Annotated in this window: 17 protein-coding genes and 1 pseudogene; 1 reads left to right on the top strand and 17 read right to left on the bottom strand. The window is 57.9% G+C overall.

Annotation, left to right across the window (positions count from 1 at the left end):
• Nucleotides 1-179: 179 nt before the first annotated feature.
• The 8 genes and pseudogenes from WG219_02885 to WG219_02850 all read right to left on the bottom strand — a co-directional run bounded on the left by WG219_02885 (nt 180) and on the right by WG219_02850 (nt 8,932).
• Entirely contained in the window at nt 180-1,373 is a 1,194-nt protein-coding gene (locus tag WG219_02885; GenBank protein ID WXL26450.1) for an aminotransferase class I/II-fold pyridoxal phosphate-dependent enzyme, read from the bottom strand.
• 16 nt (nt 1,374-1,389) lie between these two features.
• On the bottom strand, nt 1,390-2,088 hold the full coding sequence (locus tag WG219_02880) for an ABC transporter permease subunit (GenBank protein ID WXL26449.1): 699 nt from the start codon (nt 2,086-2,088) through the stop codon (nt 1,390-1,392).
• Between the two features lie 12 nt (nt 2,089-2,100).
• A complete protein-coding gene (locus WG219_02875; GenBank protein WXL26448.1) occupies nt 2,101-2,814 on the bottom strand; it encodes an ABC transporter permease subunit in 714 nt (237 codons plus the stop codon).
• A 35-nt stretch (nt 2,815-2,849) separates the two neighbouring features.
• Entirely contained in the window at nt 2,850-3,617 is a 768-nt protein-coding gene (locus WG219_02870; protein WXL26447.1) for a transporter substrate-binding domain-containing protein, read from the bottom strand.
• Between the two features lie 36 nt (nt 3,618-3,653).
• Nucleotides 3,654-4,418 (bottom strand): annotated as a pseudogene (locus tag WG219_02865) (ATP-binding cassette domain-containing protein).
• 81 nt (nt 4,419-4,499) lie between these two features.
• Entirely contained in the window at nt 4,500-6,104 is a 1,605-nt protein-coding gene (locus tag WG219_02860; GenBank protein WXL26446.1) for a 5-guanidino-2-oxopentanoate decarboxylase, read from the bottom strand.
• A 127-nt stretch (nt 6,105-6,231) separates the two neighbouring features.
• Complete coding sequence (locus tag WG219_02855) at nt 6,232-7,227, bottom strand: CobW family GTP-binding protein (GenBank protein WXL26445.1); 996 nt, start codon at nt 7,225-7,227, stop codon at nt 6,232-6,234.
• Complete coding sequence (locus WG219_02850; GenBank protein ID WXL26444.1) at nt 7,217-8,932, bottom strand: amidohydrolase; 1,716 nt, start codon at nt 8,930-8,932, stop codon at nt 7,217-7,219. Before WG219_02850 ends, WG219_02855 begins: the two co-directional genes overlap by 11 nt.
• Nucleotides 8,933-9,130: 198 nt before the next feature.
• Between WG219_02850 and WG219_02845 the strand changes: the two genes are divergently transcribed.
• Nucleotides 9,131-10,045 (top strand): LysR substrate-binding domain-containing protein, encoded by a 915-nt coding sequence (locus tag WG219_02845; GenBank protein ID WXL26443.1) that lies wholly within the window; start codon nt 9,131-9,133, stop codon nt 10,043-10,045.
• Nucleotides 10,046-10,049: 4 nt separating this feature from the next.
• Here WG219_02845 and trpE read toward each other — a convergent pair whose 3' ends face one another.
• The 9 genes from trpE to WG219_02800 form a co-directional block, all read right to left on the bottom strand.
• A complete protein-coding gene (gene trpE, locus WG219_02840; protein ID WXL26442.1) occupies nt 10,050-11,531 on the bottom strand; it encodes an anthranilate synthase component I in 1,482 nt (493 codons plus the stop codon).
• A gap of 247 nt (nt 11,532-11,778) precedes the next feature.
• Nucleotides 11,779-12,468 carry a phosphoglycolate phosphatase gene (locus WG219_02835; protein ID WXL26441.1) on the bottom strand — a complete coding sequence of 230 codons (690 nt, stop codon included), beginning with the start codon at nt 12,466-12,468 and terminating at the stop codon, nt 11,779-11,781.
• The gene (gene rpe, locus WG219_02830; protein ID WXL26440.1) at nt 12,465-13,139 is read right to left on the bottom strand and encodes a ribulose-phosphate 3-epimerase; all 675 of its coding nucleotides are present in this window, start codon (nt 13,137-13,139) and stop codon (nt 12,465-12,467) included. Before rpe ends, WG219_02835 begins: the two co-directional genes overlap by 4 nt.
• Before the next feature lie 129 nt (nt 13,140-13,268).
• Entirely contained in the window at nt 13,269-14,096 is an 828-nt protein-coding gene (locus WG219_02825; GenBank protein WXL26439.1) for an ABC transporter permease, read from the bottom strand.
• Between the two features lie 72 nt (nt 14,097-14,168).
• Complete coding sequence (locus WG219_02820) at nt 14,169-15,416, bottom strand: ABC transporter permease (protein ID WXL26438.1); 1,248 nt, start codon at nt 15,414-15,416, stop codon at nt 14,169-14,171.
• 136 nt (nt 15,417-15,552) lie between these two features.
• Nucleotides 15,553-16,584: an ABC transporter substrate-binding protein gene (locus tag WG219_02815; protein WXL26437.1), complete on the bottom strand. Its 1,032-nt coding sequence runs from the start codon at nt 16,582-16,584 to the stop codon at nt 15,553-15,555.
• Nucleotides 16,585-16,624: 40 nt separating this feature from the next.
• On the bottom strand, nt 16,625-17,734 hold the full coding sequence (locus tag WG219_02810; protein WXL26436.1) for an ABC transporter ATP-binding protein: 1,110 nt from the start codon (nt 17,732-17,734) through the stop codon (nt 16,625-16,627).
• A 257-nt stretch (nt 17,735-17,991) separates the two neighbouring features.
• Nucleotides 17,992-18,621, bottom strand: coding sequence for a response regulator transcription factor (locus tag WG219_02805; GenBank protein WXL26435.1), 630 nt, complete (start codon nt 18,619-18,621; stop codon nt 17,992-17,994).
• Nucleotides 18,618-20,966, bottom strand: coding sequence for a PAS domain S-box protein (locus WG219_02800; GenBank protein WXL26434.1), 2,349 nt, complete (start codon nt 20,964-20,966; stop codon nt 18,618-18,620). Before WG219_02800 ends, WG219_02805 begins: the two co-directional genes overlap by 4 nt.
• Between the last annotated feature and the right edge of the window lie 16 nt (nt 20,967-20,982).

The raw sequence follows: 20,982 nt of genomic DNA, 5'->3' as shown, positions 1-20,982 counted from the left end.
TGGGTTTTGAACCGCAACGACGCGCCGCTTCCTAATGGAAGCGCCACCACAGATTTACACTGAGCGTCACGGTCGAGGTCATGTTACCTAGCCTGAGAGTTGCAGGCGCAGCATTCGCCGCGCCTAGAGTTGCCCGGATTGTAACGCCCATCGACAAAACAAGTCGATGGCTTTTTCCCCTAGCGACAAACCTCGGCGGCAGCGCTCAAACACGCCACATACGCAGCAATTCGCTTACAGGCCTCACTCAGTGCGCCGTCATCGACTGTAAATGACAAGCGCACAAACCCTCGGCAACTGGCACCAAAGGCTTCAGCATCCAGCACCGAAACACCGCCATGTTCGAACAACCCCCAAGCGAACTGCTGACTAGTCAGGCCCGTGCCACGCACATCCAACAGCATAAACATACCGGCCTCTGGCACTTTGTAGCGCAGCAGCGGTACACCACTCAGCGCTCGCACAACAAGGTCGCGGCGGCGGCGGAACAACTCACGGGCATGCCCGACGATCGCTTCGTCCAGCTCCAGAGCCTTGAGTGCGGCACTCTGTATAAATCCAGGAAGGCCGTAAAGCATACACAGCAGCAAGTTATCCAGATGACTGATCAGGTCCTTTGGCCCCGCCACCCAGCCAACGCGCCAACCGGTCATGGCATGGGATTTCGACAGGCTGTTGATCAGCACTGTGCGTTCGGCCATGCCGGGCAGCGCTGCAATGCTTTGGTGCGACTGCTCATAGGTGAGCTGTCCGTAAACTTCATCAGACAGTACCCACAGATCATGCTCGCGAGCCAACTGAGCAACCGCTTCCAACTCAGCAGCGGTATAAACGTTGCCCGTCGGGTTGTTTGGCGTAGCCAAAGCGATACCACGTGTCAGTGGCGTTATAAGTGCTGCCAGCGCTTCTGCGGTGAGGCGAAAATCACCGGCACTGGGCTGAGGGATCGGAATCAACGTGGCACCACTTGCCTGAATGCTGGCGGCATAGGTGAGGTACATCGGTTCAGGCACCAGCACCTCATCGCCCGTTTCGAACAGGCACATGGCTGTAGCGTATAAGCCGTTCTGTGCGCCCGCCACCAACGTGACCTGATCAGCCGTCAGTGGGATGCCAGCCAAACGCTGCTGCTTAGCCGCAATCGCCTCGCGCAGAGGCAAACGCCCGGTGACCGGTGTGTAATGGGTATCGCCATCACGCAGCCCTTGGATAGCGGCATCACAGATTGCGGCATCGGTAGCAAAGTCTGGGTCGCCGATACTCAGGACAATGACATCTTCGCCACGGGCCTGGGCTTCGCAGGCTGCGTAGTGAATGTCCCAGGCGCTGACGCTTTCACCGGCAATGCGCTCTACCAGAGAGGAATACTGCATAACGATCTCCTTGGACTTAATCCATCCTTGGCCGCGCCTGGGGCTTGTGTCCCAAACGGGCGATTGACTGCTCAATGGCGAATGCCAGAACGATGTAGACCACCGCCACCAACAGCAGCGGTTCGTAGACTTTCAGGGTTTGTGCGCGGACCAAGTTGGCGGCGCCGAGCAGGTCCATCAGGGCGACAGTTGAGGCAAGCGCAGTGGACTTGAGCAGCATCACCGCCTCTCCGGCCAAGGTCGGGCGCAGCTGTTGCAGAGCCCGTACCAGCCACACGCGGCGAATCACCATCAGCGGACTCATGCCATACGCCCGCGCGGCTTCAAGCTCGCCTTTGGGGACAGCGCGTAATCCCGCACGCAGAACCTCACCGACGTAGGCCGAGACGCTCAGGCTCAGGGCGACTGCCACGTAGAAAAAGCCTTCACGCAGATACGGCCACAACCAACTGGCGCGTAACCAGGGCCAACCCGCCAACAACATGCCTACGCCGTAATAGAAGATGAATATCTGTACCAGCAACGGTGTCCCACGCAGCACGCTGACATAAAAACGTCCCAGCAACGCTACAGGTAGACAGCTGGACAGGCGGGCAAAGGCCACCAGCAGGGCCAGTGAGAAACCAATCACTGCGCTGATCAGCAGCAGCTGCACAGTGACCCAAGCCCCCTGCACCAGCTCAGGGCTGAATTCATTGAACCAAGAAAAGTTCATGGATATTTACTCCTAGCTGTGCCGAGGCATCCAACGCTCGAAGCGGGCCTCACAGAGCCGCAACAGCACGCCGGTGAACAGGGTGATGACGTAGTAAAACAGGGCAACCGCAAGATAGAAGGTCAGGTAGTGCTTGGTTGTTGCCGCCGCTTGCCGACCAGCCGTAAGCAACTCGCCATAACCGACCACACTGATCAAGGCACTGTCTTTAACCAGCACCAGCCACAGGTTAAACAGCCCGGCCACAGCAAATGGCAGCATGCTTGGCAGTTGCACCCGCCAGAGCAGCAACACACGGGACATTCCCAATGAACGCGCCGCTTCAATTTGCCCCGGCGCAATAGCCTGAATCGCCCCGCGGATGATCTCGGCACTGTAGGCGCCCTGCACAACACCGAGAATCACGATGGCTGCCGCAAAGCCATTGACCTCGACACTGGGTTGCCCTATCAGCGCCATAAAGCTGTTGATCAGGTCTGCCCCGGCGAAATACAGCAGCAGAATCAGTAGCAGCTCAGGCACTGCCCGGTATAGCGTGGTGTACACGTTGGCCCAATACACCATCCAGCGTGGCCCCTTCAGTTTCATCATGGCCACCACCAGGCCAATCAGCAGTCCCAAAGCAAAAGCCCCCATTGAGATGCCAAGCGTCCTTGTCGCCCCCTCGGCAAGCGCCTGCAACCAACCGTCAGCCCAAAACAGCTGATACAACTGTGCAATCGTCATATTTATCCCTCTGGCCCGAGCTGCCGGGCCCTGACTTATTCCATGAGTACGCCGAGGTACTTGGCGCGTAACCCGGCAAGACTGCCGTTGCGATCCAGTGCATTGAGGGCCTGATTCAGGCGTTGGCGCAGATCATCATTGCCTTTACGCACTGCGACCCCGATGCCCTCGCCAAACAAGGGGTCAGGCGGAGCCAGGCCTTTGGCCTCCAGTCCGGCGTTATCGGTCTGGGCCAGCATGGGCTGCACGGAGATCTGGTCGGCCAACATCACGTCAATACGGCCATTGCGCAGGTCAGCAAGGATGTCGTCCTGATTGTTGTAATAACGAATGCGCGAGCCCTGGCGGTAATTGGCTTTGATATAGGCCGCGTGACTGGTAGATGCCTGTACGCCGATGGATTTGCCGCGTAATCCGTCGGGCGTCAGCTGCAATGCCACGTCGCGCTCACCTATCCACAGGGCTGGGGTTTGCAGATAGGGGCGGGTGAAATCGACCACCTGCTTGCGCTCGGAGGTGATCGACAAGGAGTTCAGCACCACATCCACCTGTTTAGAGTTGAGGGCCGGGATCAGTCCATCCCAGGCCATTTCCCGCAGGCTGCATTCAGTGTGCAATTGGCGGCACAAGGCGGTGATCAGATCCGGGTCGAATCCACTCCACTGACCATGCCCGTTTTTGTATGAAAACGGCGGGTACGCTTCCTGTGCGATGGCGAACACCAACTGCTCGTCCGCATGCGCCACATTCAGGCTGCTAATCAGCAAACAGCTGCCGAGCAGGCTGAGAAGTTTTCTGTTCATGCTTGCCTCCTCATCCGTGGTTGTGTGCCGCTCACCTCAACAGCGGTTGTCCTGTGCCATCACAAACTGGCGGCAGCGCTCGCTGCGCGGGTCCAGCATCACCTGCTGTGGCGGTCCCTCTTCTTCCACCACGCCCTGATGCAGGTACACCACATGGCTGGAAACATCGCGGGCAAAGGCCATTTCGTGAGTGACCAGAATCATGCTGCAGCCCTCCTCGGCAATGCCGCGAATAACCTTCAGCACCTCACCAACCATTTCCGGGTCCAGGGCAGAGGTAGGCTCGTCAAACAGCATGACTTTGGGGCGCATGGCCAGCGCACGGGCAATGGCGACTCGTTGTTGCTGCCCCCCCGATAGGAATGCCGGATAGCTGTGGCGCTTGTCGGCCATGCCGACTTTTTCCAGCAGATGCTCGGCGTGAGCGATGGCCGCCTGACGTTTTTCACCCAGCACATACACAGGCGCTTCGATCACATTCTCCAGCACAGTGCGGTGCGGCCACAGGTTAAAACTCTGAAAGACCATGCTCAGTTGAGTGCGCAGCCGCTCAACCTGACGCGGCTGGAGAATCTTCGGGGTGCCATTGCGTTCGCGGCCTAAGCGAACCTCTTCACCGTTGATGCAGATGCGCCCGGCATCGGGGATTTCCAGCAGGTTGATGCAACGCAACAGCGTGCTCTTGCCCGATCCGCTCGCGCCGATCAATGACACGACATCCCCCTCATGGGCCCGCAGCGAAATCCCTTTGAGGACATGGTGCTCGCCGTAATTTTTGTGCAACTCATCAATCGCTACCACCGGCGAAGGGCCAGCAGCCACACTCGCTTGATGCGACATGGGCATGTCTCCTTGTTTTTGATGAAGTGCCTCAGCGACTGGTCAAGCCGCCAGCCAATCTTGTGCTGATAGTTCAAGCAGGTGCACGTCAGCCGTAGCGGCCAACTGCGGCAGTAACTGGCGTAATTGCGGTAGGTTGTTCAGGCAGTGGTAATGAATGCCATAAGCAGCTGCCAGCGCGGAAAAGTCTGGAGTCAGGATATCAACGCCCAACGGCGGCACCTGCCGGGCCTGCATGTAGTCGCGTATTTCGCCGTAACACTGGTTGTTCCAGAGCACAATCAGCAGGCCGACGCCTGCCTCGCGCGCGGATAACAACTCAGCACTGGAAAACTGCAGGCCGCCATCGCCGATGATCGCCACCACCTGCTGCTCTGGCGCTCCCAGCTTGGCGCCAACGGCTGCTGGCAGGGCATAGCCCAACGTGCCAAATCCTGTTCCCGCATTGAACCAACTATTAACCTGCGATGCCCGGTAACCGAGGGCGCCTTGATAGACGGGCTGAGTGGAGTCCCCCACCAGCACCGGTTGCGGCAGACCGTCACGCAGACAGTTCAGCACCGCTTGCAGAGTCTGTTGACGAGGCGTCCAGCTCTCGCGCTCTGCCGTATTAACACGGCGTACGGATGACATTGCCCACTCACCACTTCGTGAGTGATTGGCGACCGAGTTCAGCAGCACCTGCAAGGCGGACATCGCATCGCCGACCAAGCTTACATCTGCCGGATGCAATCCCAACGCCTGTTGTGGGTCGATATCCACACGAATCAGTTTGCCCTTGAACGATAAAGGCCCATGACCGAAAAAGTCGTAGTCGGTTTCTCCCAGTTCAGTGCCTACAGCCAGTACCACATCGGCCTCATCCAGTAACTCGCGGCCATGTGCACCCGACATAACACCATCTAATAGCAATGGGTGACCGATAGGCAGCAGACCACGGGCGTTGGTGGTCAATGCCACCGGGGCACACAATCGCATAGCCAAGTCATCGAGCAGAGCCCCCACATGGCGCGCACCACCTCCGGCGAGGATCAGCGGTTTTTCACTTTCATCCAACAGTGCAACGGCCTTGATCAAATCCAACGCAGCCGGTTGCGGAGGTCTGGGCAATGCCCTCGGCTTGAGATCAATGTTTGCGGCGGACATGGCCAGCACGTCCAATGGAATTTCAATGTGCACTGGACGCGGACGATCACAGGAGAACAGGGCAAAGGCTCGGGCCAGTACCTCTGGTAACTGCGACGGACATTGAACGCTATGGCTAAACGCACAAACACCCGCCACCAGCGCCTGTTGGTTCGGCATTTCATGCAGGTGGCCGTGCCCCAGATGCTGATGTTCGCGGCGCAAGCTGGTTGAGATCACCAGCATCGGTATGGAGTCCGCGTAGGCTTGGCCCATCGCGGTGAGAATATTGGTCATACCCGGCCCAGTGATGATGAAGCACACCCCGGGCTTGCCACTGACCCGTGCGTAACCGTCAGCCATAAAACCCGCACCTTGCTCATGCCGGGGGCTGACATGCCGCAAGCTGCTGCCATGCAGCGCCCGGTACAACTCAAGGGTGTGGACGCCTGGGATGCCGAATACCGAGTCCACCTCATAGGCTTCCAGCAATTTCACCAGGGCTTGGGCACAACTGATCATTCGCGCACCTCATTATTGTTTGCGTAGAGGCTCTGGCTCGGGCTTTTCAGGCCAGCCAGCGTTACGTTGCACAGCCAGTATCGGTGAAATAAAAACGGCAACAATCGAAAAGAATTCGCCTCATCGTTTAGTCAAATTCACCAATTGCAACCGGCTCACCGTGCGTAACTTCAGGCACCAGACAGCCCAACAGACTGGCTCTCAGGCGCTCGGGATCCATCGCCCCACGCAATCCAATCAGTACCAGTTGGCTGTGTTCAGGCACGCCATGCGCTGGCCGATCCAAAGTCAACTCGCTGCGCATCCCTACGAGATGCAACAAGCAGCGCCGGTCCGGATATCCCTCCAACCGAAGGACACCTTTCGCTCTATAGATACCTTCAGGCAGGCGCCGTAATAGGCGACGCAAGGGCGCCAGACGAAACAAACGCGGCGTCTCGAAGCTGTGGGAAACGAACTGCTCGGCATGAACAGATGAAGCAACCGGCCTGAGCGAGCGGCCGAACGTACTGCCGCCATAGCCCAGCAATAATTCCGGAGCTACAGCGGCGTAACGACTTTCGATGATGCGTGCTCCGGGGTACAGCCAATGCTGCTTGAGCTGGCTTAGTTGACTGGATGTAACCCGATCAACCTTGTTCAGCACGATGATGTCCGCCACGTCCAACTGCTCCTGCGCCAGCGCCGCCATGGATTCCGGCAGCTGGGCGTAGTGCTCTGCATCCACCAAGGTGATGATGGCGTCGATGTGCAGGCGCTGACGGAACTGTGGATAACGCAGGGTGCTGGCAATTTTCTGTGGGCTGGACAGCCCGCTGGCCTCAATGAGCAAGCGCTCCGGCTGCGGCCCATCCGGGCCAAGCAACTCTTCCAGCTGCGCAATCAGGTCACTTTCAATGGTGCAACACATGCAGCCATTGGCCAGGGTCAACATGCTCTGGCTCTGCTGCACAATCAGCTCACTGTCGATATTGATGGCGCCAAAATCATTCACCAATACCGCTAAGCGTTGCCCCTGTACATGAGTCAGCAGGTGATTGAGCAAAGTGGTTTTTCCGGCACCGAGAAATCCGCTAATCAAGGTGACAGAGACCGACTCCGGTATCCGCGCCTCACAAAACATCGGGTACCTCCTTGCGCCATAGCGCCCTCTGTTGTGTGGCATCCAATTCGCCATGGCGATCCCAGGTGAACTGCCCTTCCAACAGCGTCAGCTCCACCTGCGTGGCCTGCACAAAACCCTGGGCCGGCTGACTGAACAGATCACGGTCCAGCACAATCAGGTCAGCTGACTTACCCACTCTGATTGAGCCCGCACTCTGCTCTATGCCCATGCTCCAAGCACCGTTGATGGTCATCACTCGCATTGCCTGCTCAAGGCTGATGGGCTCGCCGTAAAAATGCCCAGGCACATCGCCGAACGGGTTGGCGCGGGTCAGCATGGCCTCAAAACCGATCCACGGATTGATACTGGAGACAGGCCAGTCGGTACCCATCACCGCCACCCCGCCGTGCGCCAACACGCCCTTAAAGTTATAAGCGCGCTGCATGCGCTGTTCGCCGAACACGCTGCGGGCATTGGCAAATGCCGAGGGATACCAACCTACCGGTGAGAATTCCGCCACCACATTCAGTTCAGCAAAACGACCGAGGTTGGCATCGAGCAATGTCGTGCTGTGAGCACACTGGTGGCGCACACCGCTTTCGCCGTTGATCTGCCGGGTCAGGGCCACTGCATTGAGGAACACATCCGATGCACCATCACCGGTGCAGTGGGCGATCACCCGGATACCCCGGCGATCCATATCCACCAGCATGTCCAGCAGATGCTCCGGGGTCAGGTTGAGGTGGCCGCGCCAGCTCTGCTCGCCCGGCCAGGGGCTGGACAGGAATGAGGAGCGCGACTCATGGGTGCCGTCAAAGTGGAACTTCACCGCGTTGGCGTTCAAGCGGGCACTGCGATAGAAGTGGCGCTCGCCGCTGAGCAACTCCCAGCGGCGCTTCACCGGGAAGATATCGTCCTGCCAACTGATCGCCGCTTCGATGCGCACCGACAACTCACCGGCCTGATCAATACTCCGCAGAGCATTCAGGCGGTGCTCGCAGACATGCACATATTTACTGCCCACCACGCCCATCGAACTCTGTAGCCAGACGCCTTCGCGGTAGGCCCGAATCAATGCGGCCAGGGGCGTCGGCGGCATTGCCGCGTGAATCAGCGCATAGGCGCCATCCACCAGAATGCCGGTGGGCTCGCCGCTAAAACTGTCGCGTTCGATATAGCCGTGGCGCGGATCGACCGTATCGGCATCAATCCCCGCCAGCTCCAGCGCTTTGGAGTTGACCATCATGCAGCCCCAGGAGCGATCGAGGATCGCCACCGGGCGGTCTGCTACGACGGAGTCCAACCACTCGCGCCCCGGCACCAACCCCGCCTGCTTGAAGCGATAACGCACGAAGTATTGTCCGTACACCCAGCCATCTCCGGGATGCTCTGCGCAGTAGTCGAGAATGGCCTGCTCCACCCGCTCGACCGTGGGGTCTTCACTGCCTACGTCCAAGTACCCGGCATAGCCCGGCGCTAGCTTCAAGTCCGGATGGGTGTGCATGTCATACAGGCCGGGCATCACAAAACGTCCACGCAGATCGACCACTTGGGTCTTCGGCCCCTGCCAAATCAACACGTCACTGTTACTGCCCACCGCCACAAAGCGGCCATCGCGTACGGCCACCGCTTCGGCCCAGGGGTGCTGATCCTCAACCGTATAAATACGGCCATTAATCAGCAGCAGATCGGCAGGCAAAGCCGAAGCGTGGGATACGGACATGGAATACCTCACCGGCACAGGCCGTTGTGTCACGGCACAACAGCGCTATTGATCAACGCGCTGCGGCCAGGAACGTGAAGTGCTCAACACATCCAGACCGAAGCGCTCTAGGGCCTAGTATTGGTGAGATAAAACACACAACAATCGAATTATTTAGTCGCTACTGTTCAGATATTTTCACCGAACAGATTTGAGCCCATGCGCTTACCCTCCATGACCGCCCTGCGCGCACTGGATGCCATTGCCCGGCTGGGCAGCGTCTCTGCCGCAGCCGATGAGTTAAGCCTGACCCGCAGCGCCATCAGCCACCAGATCAGTAGCCTCGAAAACAGCTTGGGCTTCACCTTGACTGAGCGTCAGGGCCGAGGGATTGTCCTGACCAGTGCGGGTGAGCGCTATGCTCGAGACGTACACCGGATACTCAACGCACTGGAAGAAGCGGGGCGAAGTATCGACAGCATTAGCGTCGGCGGACGACTGACCGTTAGTTGCCCCCCTGGCTTTGCCAGTTACTGGCTGTGTCAGCATATCGGCGACTTTGTTCGACAGTTTCCACAGGTACAACTGCAACTGATCTCACCGCGCAGCCCGGATGATGTCAGCAATAGCCAGGCTGATCTGTTTATTGCCTACGGCATTGGCGACTGGCCAAACATGCAGGTGGAGCCGATTGTGCCGCTGCGTTTCTTCCCGGTATGCAGCCCGCGCCTGATCCACGCGTTGGGCGGGCTCAAATCCGTACACGACCTCAGCCGCTTCCCGTTATTGCATATGAATGATCACAGTGACTGGCGTGTCTGGCTGAATGCCGCCCGGGCTAAGCACCTGGATTTAGAACAGCACAGTGGTGTGGTGTTTGACGATGCCAACTGCGCCCAAGCGGCCTGTATTGCAGGGCAAGGTGTGGCTATGGGGGATAATTTGCTCAGCGGCGATGCCTTGGCTCAGGGGCTATTGGTCAGCCCCTTCGACATCGCCATTGATTCACTGCGCGGCTATTACTTGATCAGCACGCCGGAGAAAAGTCAGCGGCCGAGCGTGGAAGCCTTCAATCAGTGGTTGAAAAACCAGTTGAAGACTTCCGCACAGCGCTGGCGTCAAACGCTGATCTAAGTGATCAGCCCTTGATGCTCTGTTCTGCCAGTGCGACAGCACGGAACATGGCGCGGCGTTTGTTCAGGGTTTCTTCCCATTCCAAGGCCGGAACCGAGTCAGCCACAATGCCGGCCCCCGCTTGCACATGCAGCTCGCCGTCTTTGATCACGGCGGTACGGATGGCAATGGCGGTGTCCATGTTGCCGTTCCAGGCCAGATAGCCCACAGCGCCGCCGTAAACGCCACGCTTAACCGGCTCCAGCTCGTCGATGATTTCCATGGCGCGAATTTTCGGCGCACCAGAAAGCGTACCCGCCGGGAGAATCGCTCGCAGCGCATCCATAGCAGTCAACTCAGGCTTGAGCTGGCCGGTGACGTTGGAGACGATGTGCATCACGTTGGAATAACGCTCAATCACCATTTTCTCGGTGACTTTCACGCTGCCGGTGCTGGCAACACGGCCCACATCGTTGCGGCCCAAGTCGATCAGCATCAGGTGCTCGGCGATCTCTTTGGCATCCGACAGCAAATCTTCTTCCAAGGCCAGATCGGCCTCTTCGTTGGCTCCGCGCGGACGGGTACCTGCGATAGGACGCACGGTGACCAAGCCGTCTTCCAGACGAACCAGCACTTCCGGCGAGCTGCCAACCACATGGAAGTCGCCGAAGTTGAAGAAGTACATGTACGGCGTCGGGTTGATGCAACGCAGTGCACGGTACAGGTCGATTGGAGCTGCCTTGAACGGGATCGACATGCGCTGGGAAATCACCACCTGCATGCAGTCACCGGCGAGGATGTACTCCTTAATCGCTTTGACGGCGTTTTCGTAGTCATCACGCTTGAAGCTGGACACGAAATCCGGCTCCGCTGCCAGCGGGGCAGACAGGTCTACACCCAAGCGCGGCGTGATCGGCTGACGCAACTTGTGCAGGATTTCCTGCAAGCGCGCCTGGCCGTTTTCCAACGCGTTGTCTTCAGCCGGGTCTACCAACACAATGGCGTGCATCTTACCGGCCAGGTTATCGAATACGACGACGGCGTCCGAGACCATCAGCAGGATGTCTGGGGTGCCCAGCGTATCCGTGTTTGCACCACCAGCCAGTTTGGTTTCGACATAGCGCACACTGTCGTAACCAAAGTAGCCCACCAAACCACCGTTGAAGCGCGGCAAGCCCGACAGGGTCGGGACCTTGTAGCGGTCCTTGAACTGCTCAACGAACGCCAATGGGTCTTCGCACTGGTGGCGTTCAGTTTCGATGCCATCTACGGTGATGCGCACATCATGATCATGAGCACGCAGCACGGTACGGGCTGGCAGGCCGATGATCGAGTAACGCCCCCACTTCTCCCCGCCTTGCACAGACTCAAGCAGGTAGGTGTTGGGCTCGTCGGCCAACTTCAGATAAATGGACAGCGGCGTGTCGAAATCCACCAGGGATTCGCAGGCAACAGGAATACGGTTATAGCCTTCTGCGGCTAGGCGCTGAAATTCTTCGCGGGTCATGATCAGCCTCGTGGCATGAGGTTAAAACGGTTGTGTGCGAGCGTGCCGTCTATACGGCCAGAATCATATTCAGTGGCGCCAGCGCCAACGGGCTAAAGCCTTGATGATGTTCATACTGATTCCGGCGGACCAGCGCTTGCAGATAACAACCACCACGAAACTCTCTTTTTATTCAGGCGGGAATGGTTTGGCCACACTAGCGCAGGGCTGGGGTTGAATCAACCCACATGCCCTGCAAACAGATACTTCAGCGTGCCTGCATCAAACCGCTGAGTGAATCCAATACAACGTCAGGCTTCTCTTCAGCGATTGGCCGTCCATGGTTGTAGCCATAGCTCAGCGCAACACAGGACACACCGGCGGCCTTAGCAGCTTGCACATCAGTGCGAGAGTCACCCACAAACAATGCACAGGCTGGCTCAACCCGTGCCATTTTCATCACATGCAGCAGTCCGGCCGGGTCAGGCTTCTGCTGGGGCAAGGTATCGCCGCCGATAATCCAGCGGAAGTACCCACCCAACTGTTTCTGATCCAGCAGCGGTGCGACAAAACGCTCTGGTTTATTGGTGACCAGCGCCAGCTCAACATCCTGCTCACGCAGCCAGTCCAGTGTTTGCTGCACGCCGGGGTAGACCTGAGACAAGTCATGGCTCTCGGCGTAGTGCTGCATAAACAGCTCCAGCGCCTGGGCGGCCAGTTGGTCATCCACACCGTCATGCTCAATACCGTCAGCCAGCGCCCGGCGTACCAATACGCGGGCACCGTTGCCAACCCAATTACGCACTTTATCCGCCCCGGCTGCGGGGCGGCCCAGATCCAGCAAGGTGCGATCAACAGCGGCGGCCAGGTCGGGCACCGAGTCAAGCAAGGTGCCGTCCAGATCGAACATCACCAGCTTTGGCAGCTCACCCTGGAACAGTTGCCTGAGCAGGCTCACCCACGCACCTGAGCCAGTTCGGCACGCATGCTGTCGATGACGGCTTTGTAGTCCGGCTGATTAAAAATGGCCGAACCGGCAACAAAAGTATCAGCGCCAGCTTCAGCGATGGAGCGGATGTTCTGCACATTCACCCCGCCGTCGATTTCCAGGCGAATATCGCGACCGGATGCGTCGATCAGGGCGCGGGCCTCACGGAGTTTTTCCAAGGTATGTGGAATGAACTTCTGACCACCAAAACCGGGGTTCACGCTCATCAGCAGGATCATGTCGACCTTATCCATCACGTGCTTGAGTACATCCAGCGGCGTCGCTGGGTTGAATACCAAGCCCGACTTGCACCCACCATCACGCACCAGTTGCAGCGAGCGATCAATGTGCTCGGAGGCTTCCGGGTGGAAGGTGATGTAGGTGGCGCCTGCTTCAATGAAGTCACCAATGATCCGATCAACCGGCTTTACCATCAGGTGCACATCAATCGGTGCAGTCACACCGTATTTGCGCAAGGCAGCACACACCATCGGGCCGATGGTCAGGTTAGGAACATAGTGGTTATCCATTACATCGAAATGAACGATGTCTGCCCCGGCAGCTAATACCTTGTCCACATCCTCACCCAGGCGGGCGAAGTCGGCAGACAGAATTGACGGAGCGATGGCGAAGGGTTGCATGGCGCACCTCAGTGGCATTCACGAAAGCCGCACATTGTACCCGAGGCGATGGCAAGCTGCCGCCGTCAGTTGACCAACGAGCCCGCAAGCGGGCTCGTTTAGCACTGCGGTTATAACGCTAGCTGATGCTTATTCCGGCAGTTGGGTACGCATTTTCTCGCTGCGACCGCGCAGCCATTCCAGTGTCAGCAACAGCAGGATAGAAAAGCCAATCAGCAGCGTGGCTGCTGCCGCAATGGTCGGCGACAAGTTCTCACGAATACCGCTGAACATTTGCCGTGGCAGGGTGGCTTGCTCCGGGCCTGCAAGGAACAGGGTCACCACCACTTCATCGAACGAGGTGGCGAAGGCGAACAGACCACCACTGATCACACCCGGCGCAATCAGCGGCAGAGTGACACGGCGGAAGGTGGTCAGCGGAGATGCCCCCAGGCTGGCTGCAGCACGCACCAGGTTATGGTTAAAGCCTTGCAGAGTCGCGGACACGGTGATGATCACAAACGGCACACCCAGTACCGCGTGTACCACGATCAGCGAAATGTAGCTGTTGCCCAGCCCCAGCGGAGCAAAGAACAAGTAGCTGGCCACACCAACGATGACCACCGGGACGATCATCGGCGAGATCAACAAGCTCATCACCAGCGCCTTGCCACGGAACTCACCCCGGGTCAGGCCAATGGAAGCCAAGGTACCGAAGACCATTGCCAGCACCGTGGCGGCAGGCGCGACGATCATGCTGTTTTTCAGCGAGCGCATCCACTCAGCTGAGGTGAAAAATGCTTCATACCAACGCAGGGAAAAACCTTGCAGCGGGTAAACCAGAAAAGTTCCCGAGTTGAACGACAACGGAACGATGACCAACACCGGCAGAATCAGGAACAGCAGCACCAGCGCGACGAGGGTGCGCAGGCTGTAGTGCCAGATGCGTTCGATGGGCGACATGTATGGACTGAGCATGCTCTATCTCCGAAAATTCCTGTCTGACCGGGCTGGCGCATTACGCTGCCAGCCCGTCTTCAGCGGCCTGACTCAGGCCAGCTTCAATTTGCTTGCACCAACCAGCCAGCCGTACACCACATACAGCAGCAGTGTGGCTGCCAGCAGCAAGCCGCCCAGTGCAGTCGCCATACCCCAGTTGATCGACACGTTGGTGTAGAAGGCTACGAAGTAGCTGATCATCTGGTCATTCGGGCTGCCCAGCAGTGCCGGGGTGATGTAGTAACCAATCGACAGGATGAACACCAGCAGGCCACCAGCCCCCACACCGGCGAGGGTTTGCGGGAAGTACACGCGCCAGAAGCTGGCAAACGGATGGCAACCCAGCGAAACGGCCGCACGCATATAGGTTGGCGAAATGCCTTTCATCACGCTGTAAATCGGCAGGATCATGAACGGCAGCATGATGTGCACCATCGAGATGTAAACCCCGACGCGGTTGAACACCAACTGCAGCGGCTCATCAATGATGCCCATGGCGATCAAACCACTGTTGATCAAACCACCGGACTGAAGCAGTACGATCCAAGCTGCAACACGTACCAAGATCGAAGTCCAGAACGGCAACAGGACCAAAATCATCAGCAGGTTGCTCTGCCGCGCAGGCAGGTTAGCCAGCAGGTAGGCCACCGGATAGGCCAGCACCAGACAGATGGCGGTAATCACCAAGCTCATCCAGAAGGTACGGGCAAAGATATCCAGGTAAATCGCTTGATCCGGCGTAGCAGCAGCCAGCTCGCCAAGGTCATCAATACGGTGATCCAGGGCCGCCAGCAGGTAATAAGGCGTTACGGAACTGCTGTTGCGACGAATCACCTGCCAGTAGGCCGGGTCGCCCCAGCGCTCGTCCATGGTTTCCAGCGCAATCTTGTACGACTCAGGCTCAGTGGCCAGCGGCAACTTACGCGCCGTACTGTTGATCAGGCTGCGAAAACCCGCTTGCTCCATGTTCAGGCGCTTTGACAGATCGCCCAGCACCCGTTGTTTGCGGGCTTCGACAATGTCCGAAGCCATGGCGCGGTAGACCGACTCATCCGGCAAACCACGACCATCCCACGAGGCAATGGCTTCTACCGTTTGCGGCATGGAGCTGACGACTTCGGGGTTTTCCACGCTGCGCCACAGCAAGGCGGCGATCGGCACAATAAAGGTCAGCAGGAGGAATACCAGCAGCGGCAGGATCAAGGCCTTGGACTTGAGGCGATTGAAGCGCTCGGCACGGGCCAGACGCTGCTTGAGGCTGGTTCCGGGAATATCAGAGGCAGGCAGAACGCTGGCCATGGGGTGACTCCGCATACAACCGTCGCATAGCGCGACGAAGAAATCTGGTCGCGCTGCCCATACCACTTAGGCACTGGGCAACGCTTTCTGTAAAACAGGCTGCAGGTTGTGCAGTGACAGGCCTGCAGCCGGGGTCTTAGCGAGCGGCCCAGGCGTTGAAGCGCTGTTCCAGTTGCTCGCCGTAGTCAGCCCAGAACACCACATCAATGGCCACTTGGTTCTTGATGTTTTCCGGTGTGGTCGGCATGACGTTCAGACGCTCAGGAGCCAACAGGTTGATGGCGTCTTTACGGGTCGGACCGTAAGCGATGTTTTCAGAGAAAACCTTTTGAGCTTCTGGCTGAATCGCGAACTTGATGAACTCGATGGCCTCTTGCTTGTTCTTGGCGCCAGTCGGGATGGCCCAGGAGTCGAAGTCATAGATGCCGCCGTTCCAAACGACTTGCAGGTTGCTTTCGCCCTGTACGGCTGCGATACGGCCGTTATAAGCCGAGCTCATTACTACGTCGCCCGATACCAGATACTGAGGCGGCTGAGCACCGGCTTCCCACCACTGAATGTGCGGCTTCAGTTCATCCAGTTTACGGAATGCACGGTCCACGCCTTCTTGGGTAGCCAGCACTTCGTAGACGTCCTTCGGCGCAACACCGTCGGCCATCAGCGCGAACTCGAGGGTGTACTTGGCGCCTTTACGCAGGCCACGCTTGCCTGGGAATTTCTTCACGTCCCAGAAGTCAGCCCAGCTGGTCGGAGCGGCAGACAGTTTGTCGGCGTTGTAAGCCAGTACGGTGGACCATACGAAGAAGCCCACGCCGCATGGCTGAATAGTGCCTGGAATGAAGTCTTCCGGATTACCAAACACGCTGGTGTCCAGCTGCTCGAACAGACCTTCATCACAACCGCGGGTCAGTTCTGGAGATTCAACCTCCAGCAGGTTCCAGCTCACGCTTTTGGTGTCGACCATGGCTTTGACGCGAGCCATTTCGCCGTTGTACTCGCCAGCGATGACCTTGTGGCCGCTTGCTTGCTCGAACGGACCATAGAAGGCTTTAGCCTGTGCATCTTTACTGGCGCCGCCGAAAGAGATGGCGGTCAGATCTGCTGCCAGCGCCTGCGCCCCACACGCTACGCTTGCAGCCAATACCGCGAGTTTCAGGGATTTCATCATTGTTCTAATCTCCTCTGTAAATCTACTCAGATGTTGACTCTCAGTCTTGCTGAAGCGGGTCGAGGGCACGGCCGTGTTCAACTTGCCAGCCCAGCGGAACCAGGTCACCGACACTCAAGGATGGGTCCAATTCGGCAACTGGTTGCTTCACGTAAAAATCGTCCTTGCCGCAAACCTCCATGCGAATCCGCACGTGATCGCCCAGGTAAATAAACTCAGCTACGCGCCCGGAGAACCGGTTGCTGCAAGCCTCGCTGTGCCCGTTAAGGCGCACTCGTTCAGGACGGATCGACAGGGTCACGGGCTCACCCACCTCGCCAACGTTTACCGCCAACGCTTCGATCTGCTCACCACGCGGCAATGTGATCGTGCAACGATCACCGTTACGGCTGGCAAGACGCCCACAAATACGGTTGTTTTCGCCAATGAAGTTGGCAACGAAGGTGTTGCTCGGCTGCTCATACAGGGTGCGCGGATCAGCGATCTGCTGAATTTCACCCTGGTGGAAGACCGCAACACGATCGGACATGGTCAGTGCTTCGCCCTGGTCGTGAGTCACATACACAACGGTGACGCCCAGGCGCTGGTGCAGGTGCTTGATTTCCATCTGCATGTGTTCACGCAGTTGCTTATCCAATGCACCCAGAGGTTCATCCATCAGCACCAGCTGGGGTTCGAACACGAGGGCACGGGCAAGCGCAACACGCTGCTGCTGACCACCGGAAAGCTGGCCTGGGTAGCGGTTGCGGAAGCTGTCGAGCTGCACCATGGAAAGCGCTTTCTTGACTCGCTCGGTGCTGTCGGTGCGGGACATGCCACGCACGCTCAACGGGAAGGCGAGGTTCTCAGCCACCGTCATATGCGGGAACAGGGCATAGTTTTGGAAAACCATGCCGATGTCGCGCTTGTGCGGAGGCAAACGATTGAGGGAACGGCCACCCAGCAGGATTTCACCTGCTGTGGGGGTTTCGAAACCCGCCAGCATCATCAGGCTGGTGGTTTTGCCCGAGCCAGACGGCCCCAGCAAGGTCAGGAACTCACCCTTACGGATGTCCAGATTGAGATCTTTGACGATCAGGTTTTCGCCGTCGTAGCTTTTTTGCACGCCACGAAAGCTGACCAATACATCATTAGCCTGAGACCCGGTCATTACCACACCCTTTATTGTTGTCTTCACGCGGATGGCACAAGACTAGTGCGGGAATTGGTACGAAAGAATCAGGCGGGATGACAACCTTTTGTCGGGCAGGAGGAGTATTTGCTGTAGGGCAATCCCTACAAAACAAAAGAATTTAACCAGAGGCATAAAACCGGGCACGCCATGCACCACCAAGGCGCATGCGAACCCCTTGCAACGCCTGACACACCTCACATTCAGACGTTAACAACCACCCTCAATGCACCGATTTAGAGCAGTTTATGCTCCACCGCGTAGCGAACCAGATCGGCGACTGAATGCAGCCCTAACTTCTGCATCAAACGTGCTTTATGGGTGCTAACGGTTTTATTGCTGACGGCCAGATGGAGGGCAATATCATTAACCCCCTCGCCTTTCACCAAGCGCTCAAACACCGAAAATTCCCGCTCGGACAGCTGCGAGTGAGGTGGCCGCGAATCGGTCAGCCCCACCTCAAATACCATGCGATCCGCTAGTTCAGGGTCAATGTAGCGTCCACCGCTGGCCACCTTGCGGATGGCCGTAACCAGCAACGAAGGATCGCTGTCTTTGGTGGCGTACCCGGCGGCCCCAATTTTCAGTGCACGGGCTGCCATCTGGGCCTCATCATGCATAGACAACATCAGGATCGCCGGGGGGTTGGCTAAAGCACGAATACGTGGAATCGCTTCCAAGCCATTAACACCAGGCATTGAGATGTCTAACAGCACGACATCACACTCAACCTTACGCAGGGTCTCCATCAGCTGCTCGCCGTTGCCGGCCTCCCCCGCCACTTCAAGGTCACGAGCCATTCCGATCAGCTGTTTGATGCCTTCACGGACAATGGTGTGATCTTCAGCCACTACTACACGAATCAAGCGATTTCCTCCTCATCCAGTGGCACTTGCACGATCAGGGTAGTCCCCTCGCCCGGTTCGCTGTCAATCTGCAAATGCCCACCGAGCATGAACACCCGTTCTTGCATACCGACCAAGCCAAATGACTGGCCTGCCTGCCGCTTTTGCGGGGAAAACCCTTTGCCATCGTCGGTAATGGTCAACCAAAGGCTGCCATCCTCCACTTTCAGGAACACCTGAACACTGTGTGCATGAGCATGACGCATGACATTAGTCAGGGCCTCCTGAAGGATGCGGAACAAGCCGATAGCCTTGGCATCACTGATGACAGGCACCGCCTCAGGCACCTCGGCCATACAAGGAATTTGCGTACGCGCTTCAAAGCGGCGGACCTGCCACTCAATCGCTGAGGCAATGCCCGCATCCAGAATCGGCGGGCGCAACGCTGTGGCCACATCCCGCACCAGCTGGAAGAGCTGGGCAATCAAGCGCTTCATACTTTGCAGACGCGCATCCAGCCCTTGGACCTGCCCTGCAAATGCCAGCTCACACATAGCGGTTTCCAGCTTCAGTACAGTCAGTACCTGCCCCAGTTCATCGTGCACCTCCCGGGCAATACGGGCTTTTTCTTCTTCGCGCACGCTTTCCAGGTGCGCGGCCAGCTCGCGCAGTCGGGCTCGGGAATCTGCCAGTTCAAGCTCAACCTGTTTGTTCTCAGTGATGTCCCAGACAATGCCGTCCCACACCACCACACCTTCGGCCAAGATTCGCGTCGTGGCCTTGATATCGGCCCAGCGAATCTCTCCGGCACGGGTCACAATCCGCCCTTGCCAGCGCCAATCGCTGCCACTGCTGAAGGCGGCATCCTGAATGCGTCGGTAATTGCTCAGGTCATCGGGATGCACCAGGCTGCGGATGCCTTTCTCTGGAGGACGCAACTCTTCCGGGGCATAGCCCACCAGCTCGCGGCTGGCTTCACTGATATAGGCGAACTCCACAGCATCCTCACCTGGCAGCCGTTCCAGACGAAACACCAGCCCCGGTACGTTGCCCGCAATCCCTTTTAATCTCGCCTCACTTTCCAGCAGCGCCGCCTGAGTTTTGCGCCGCTCGGTGATGTCAGTGAGAAACACCACCAGGTACTCACTCATACCAAAACGCAGAAAGCTCAGGGAAATCTCTACGGGCAAACGTCCACCATCAGCCTGTATGTAGTCGATCTCATAACCTTGAAGCGATTCCGAACTTCGCGCCTGACGCCACAACATCAGCCAGCGATCCATGCTCATCCCCGCGTCCAAACGTTGCAGTGGCACGTCCACCAGCCGATTGCTGCCATAGCCCAGCATGCGTTCGGCGGCACGGTTGGCATATCGCACATGGCTGTCCCAATTAACCCAGAGAATGCCGACAGTGCTCTGATCAATGGAGAACTGACTGAGTCGTAACGCCTGCGCAGCCTCTTCTCGCTGAGCGAGTTCGGTTCGCGCGGAGATCAACTGCCGTTCCAATGTGCGGCGTTGGCGTAGCAGGTAGCTGACAATCATCCCAACGCCCATAAGGGCAAACGCCAGGAAAAAGCTGAAGCTGCGCCAGAATACGAGGGGGTTGCCCTGATCACGGCTATTCAGAGGCATCCACTTACTGTGCAACTGGTCCAGCTCAGAGGCGGGATAAGCCTGCAACACCGCCACAATAATTTCCCCCAGGATCGGCTGATCACGGCGGGTGGCAATCCTCAATAACTGAGACAGGCCGGTATCCCCTACAATGCTCAACCCCATAAAGGCCGGCTCTTGAAGCAAGATACTCAACTGCGCCTCATCCACCACCGCATAGCTGACTTCCTGGCGTAATACCCGCTCCATGGCATCACGATCACTGCCCACTAGGTGCAAGTCCAAATGTGGATGGGTAGTACGCAGGTATTCAGCAGCCTGACCTGAGCCGCGTAGGGCAACACGTTCATCACGGGGGACGCTGTCCAAATCCACCGTGCTGCTGGCACGTCGCTCGCCCACAACCATATGCGGAACGCGCATGTACGGATCGGAAAAATCCCAGCGGCGCAGCCCTGCTGGCGTCTGTTGTAATCCCGGCGCCAGGTCCACCTGACCTCGGGCGATGGCTTTCTCAAGAGCGGCTTGATCCGTATAGCGCTGCCAAATGGGCTCAACACCGATGCTCTCCAGCACACGCTGCATCAGTTCCACGTTGGCCCCGCTGAGCGCATTTTCCCGGCGGTCAAACTGAGCCCAAGGGGCCTGCATGATTAAACCAACACGCAGCTTTGGATTAGCTTCCAGCCATGCCTGCTGCTCCGGACTTAACGCCGGGCGCAATGGCATCACGGACGTTTCTGCCATCAAAAGTGCAGGCCAT

The sequence above is a fragment of the Pseudomonas mendocina genome (assembly GCA_037482215.1).
In the GTDB taxonomy this organism is placed as follows: Bacteria; Pseudomonadota; Gammaproteobacteria; order Pseudomonadales; family Pseudomonadaceae; genus Aquipseudomonas; species Aquipseudomonas mendocina_E.
The sequence above is the reverse complement of the archived record's forward strand: the minus strand, read 5'-3'. Positions and strand labels throughout refer to the sequence as shown.

Bases quoted from the DNA above. Each gene is read 5' to 3' on its own strand.
- WG219_02885 (WXL26450.1), bottom strand. From the start codon at position 1,373: ATGCAGTATTCCTCTCTGGTAGAGCGCATTGCCGGTGAAAGCGTCAGC.
- WG219_02880 (WXL26449.1), bottom strand. From the start codon at position 2,088: ATGAACTTTTCTTGGTTCAATGAATTCAGCCCTGAGCTGGTGCAGGGG.
- WG219_02875 (WXL26448.1), bottom strand. From the start codon at position 2,814: ATGACGATTGCACAGTTGTATCAGCTGTTTTGGGCTGACGGTTGGTTG.
- WG219_02870 (WXL26447.1), bottom strand. From the start codon at position 3,617: ATGAACAGAAAACTTCTCAGCCTGCTCGGCAGCTGTTTGCTGATTAGC.
- WG219_02860 (WXL26446.1), bottom strand. From the start codon at position 6,104: ATGATCAGTTGTGCCCAAGCCCTGGTGAAATTGCTGGAAGCCTATGAG.
- WG219_02855 (WXL26445.1), bottom strand. From the start codon at position 7,227: ATGTTTTGTGAGGCGCGGATACCGGAGTCGGTCTCTGTCACCTTGATT.
- WG219_02850 (WXL26444.1), bottom strand. From the start codon at position 8,932: ATGTCCGTATCCCACGCTTCGGCTTTGCCTGCCGATCTGCTGCTGATT.
- WG219_02845 (WXL26443.1), top strand. From the start codon at position 9,131: ATGCGCTTACCCTCCATGACCGCCCTGCGCGCACTGGATGCCATTGCC.
- trpE (WXL26442.1), bottom strand. From the start codon at position 11,531: ATGACCCGCGAAGAATTTCAGCGCCTAGCCGCAGAAGGCTATAACCGT.
- rpe (WXL26440.1), bottom strand. From the start codon at position 13,139: ATGCAACCCTTCGCCATCGCTCCGTCAATTCTGTCTGCCGACTTCGCC.
- WG219_02825 (WXL26439.1), bottom strand. From the start codon at position 14,096: ATGCTCAGTCCATACATGTCGCCCATCGAACGCATCTGGCACTACAGC.
- WG219_02820 (WXL26438.1), bottom strand. From the start codon at position 15,416: ATGGCCAGCGTTCTGCCTGCCTCTGATATTCCCGGAACCAGCCTCAAG.
- WG219_02815 (WXL26437.1), bottom strand. From the start codon at position 16,584: ATGATGAAATCCCTGAAACTCGCGGTATTGGCTGCAAGCGTAGCGTGT.
- WG219_02810 (WXL26436.1), bottom strand. From the start codon at position 17,734: ATGACCGGGTCTCAGGCTAATGATGTATTGGTCAGCTTTCGTGGCGTG.
- WG219_02800 (WXL26434.1), bottom strand. From the start codon at position 20,966: ATGGCAGAAACGTCCGTGATGCCATTGCGCCCGGCGTTAAGTCCGGAG.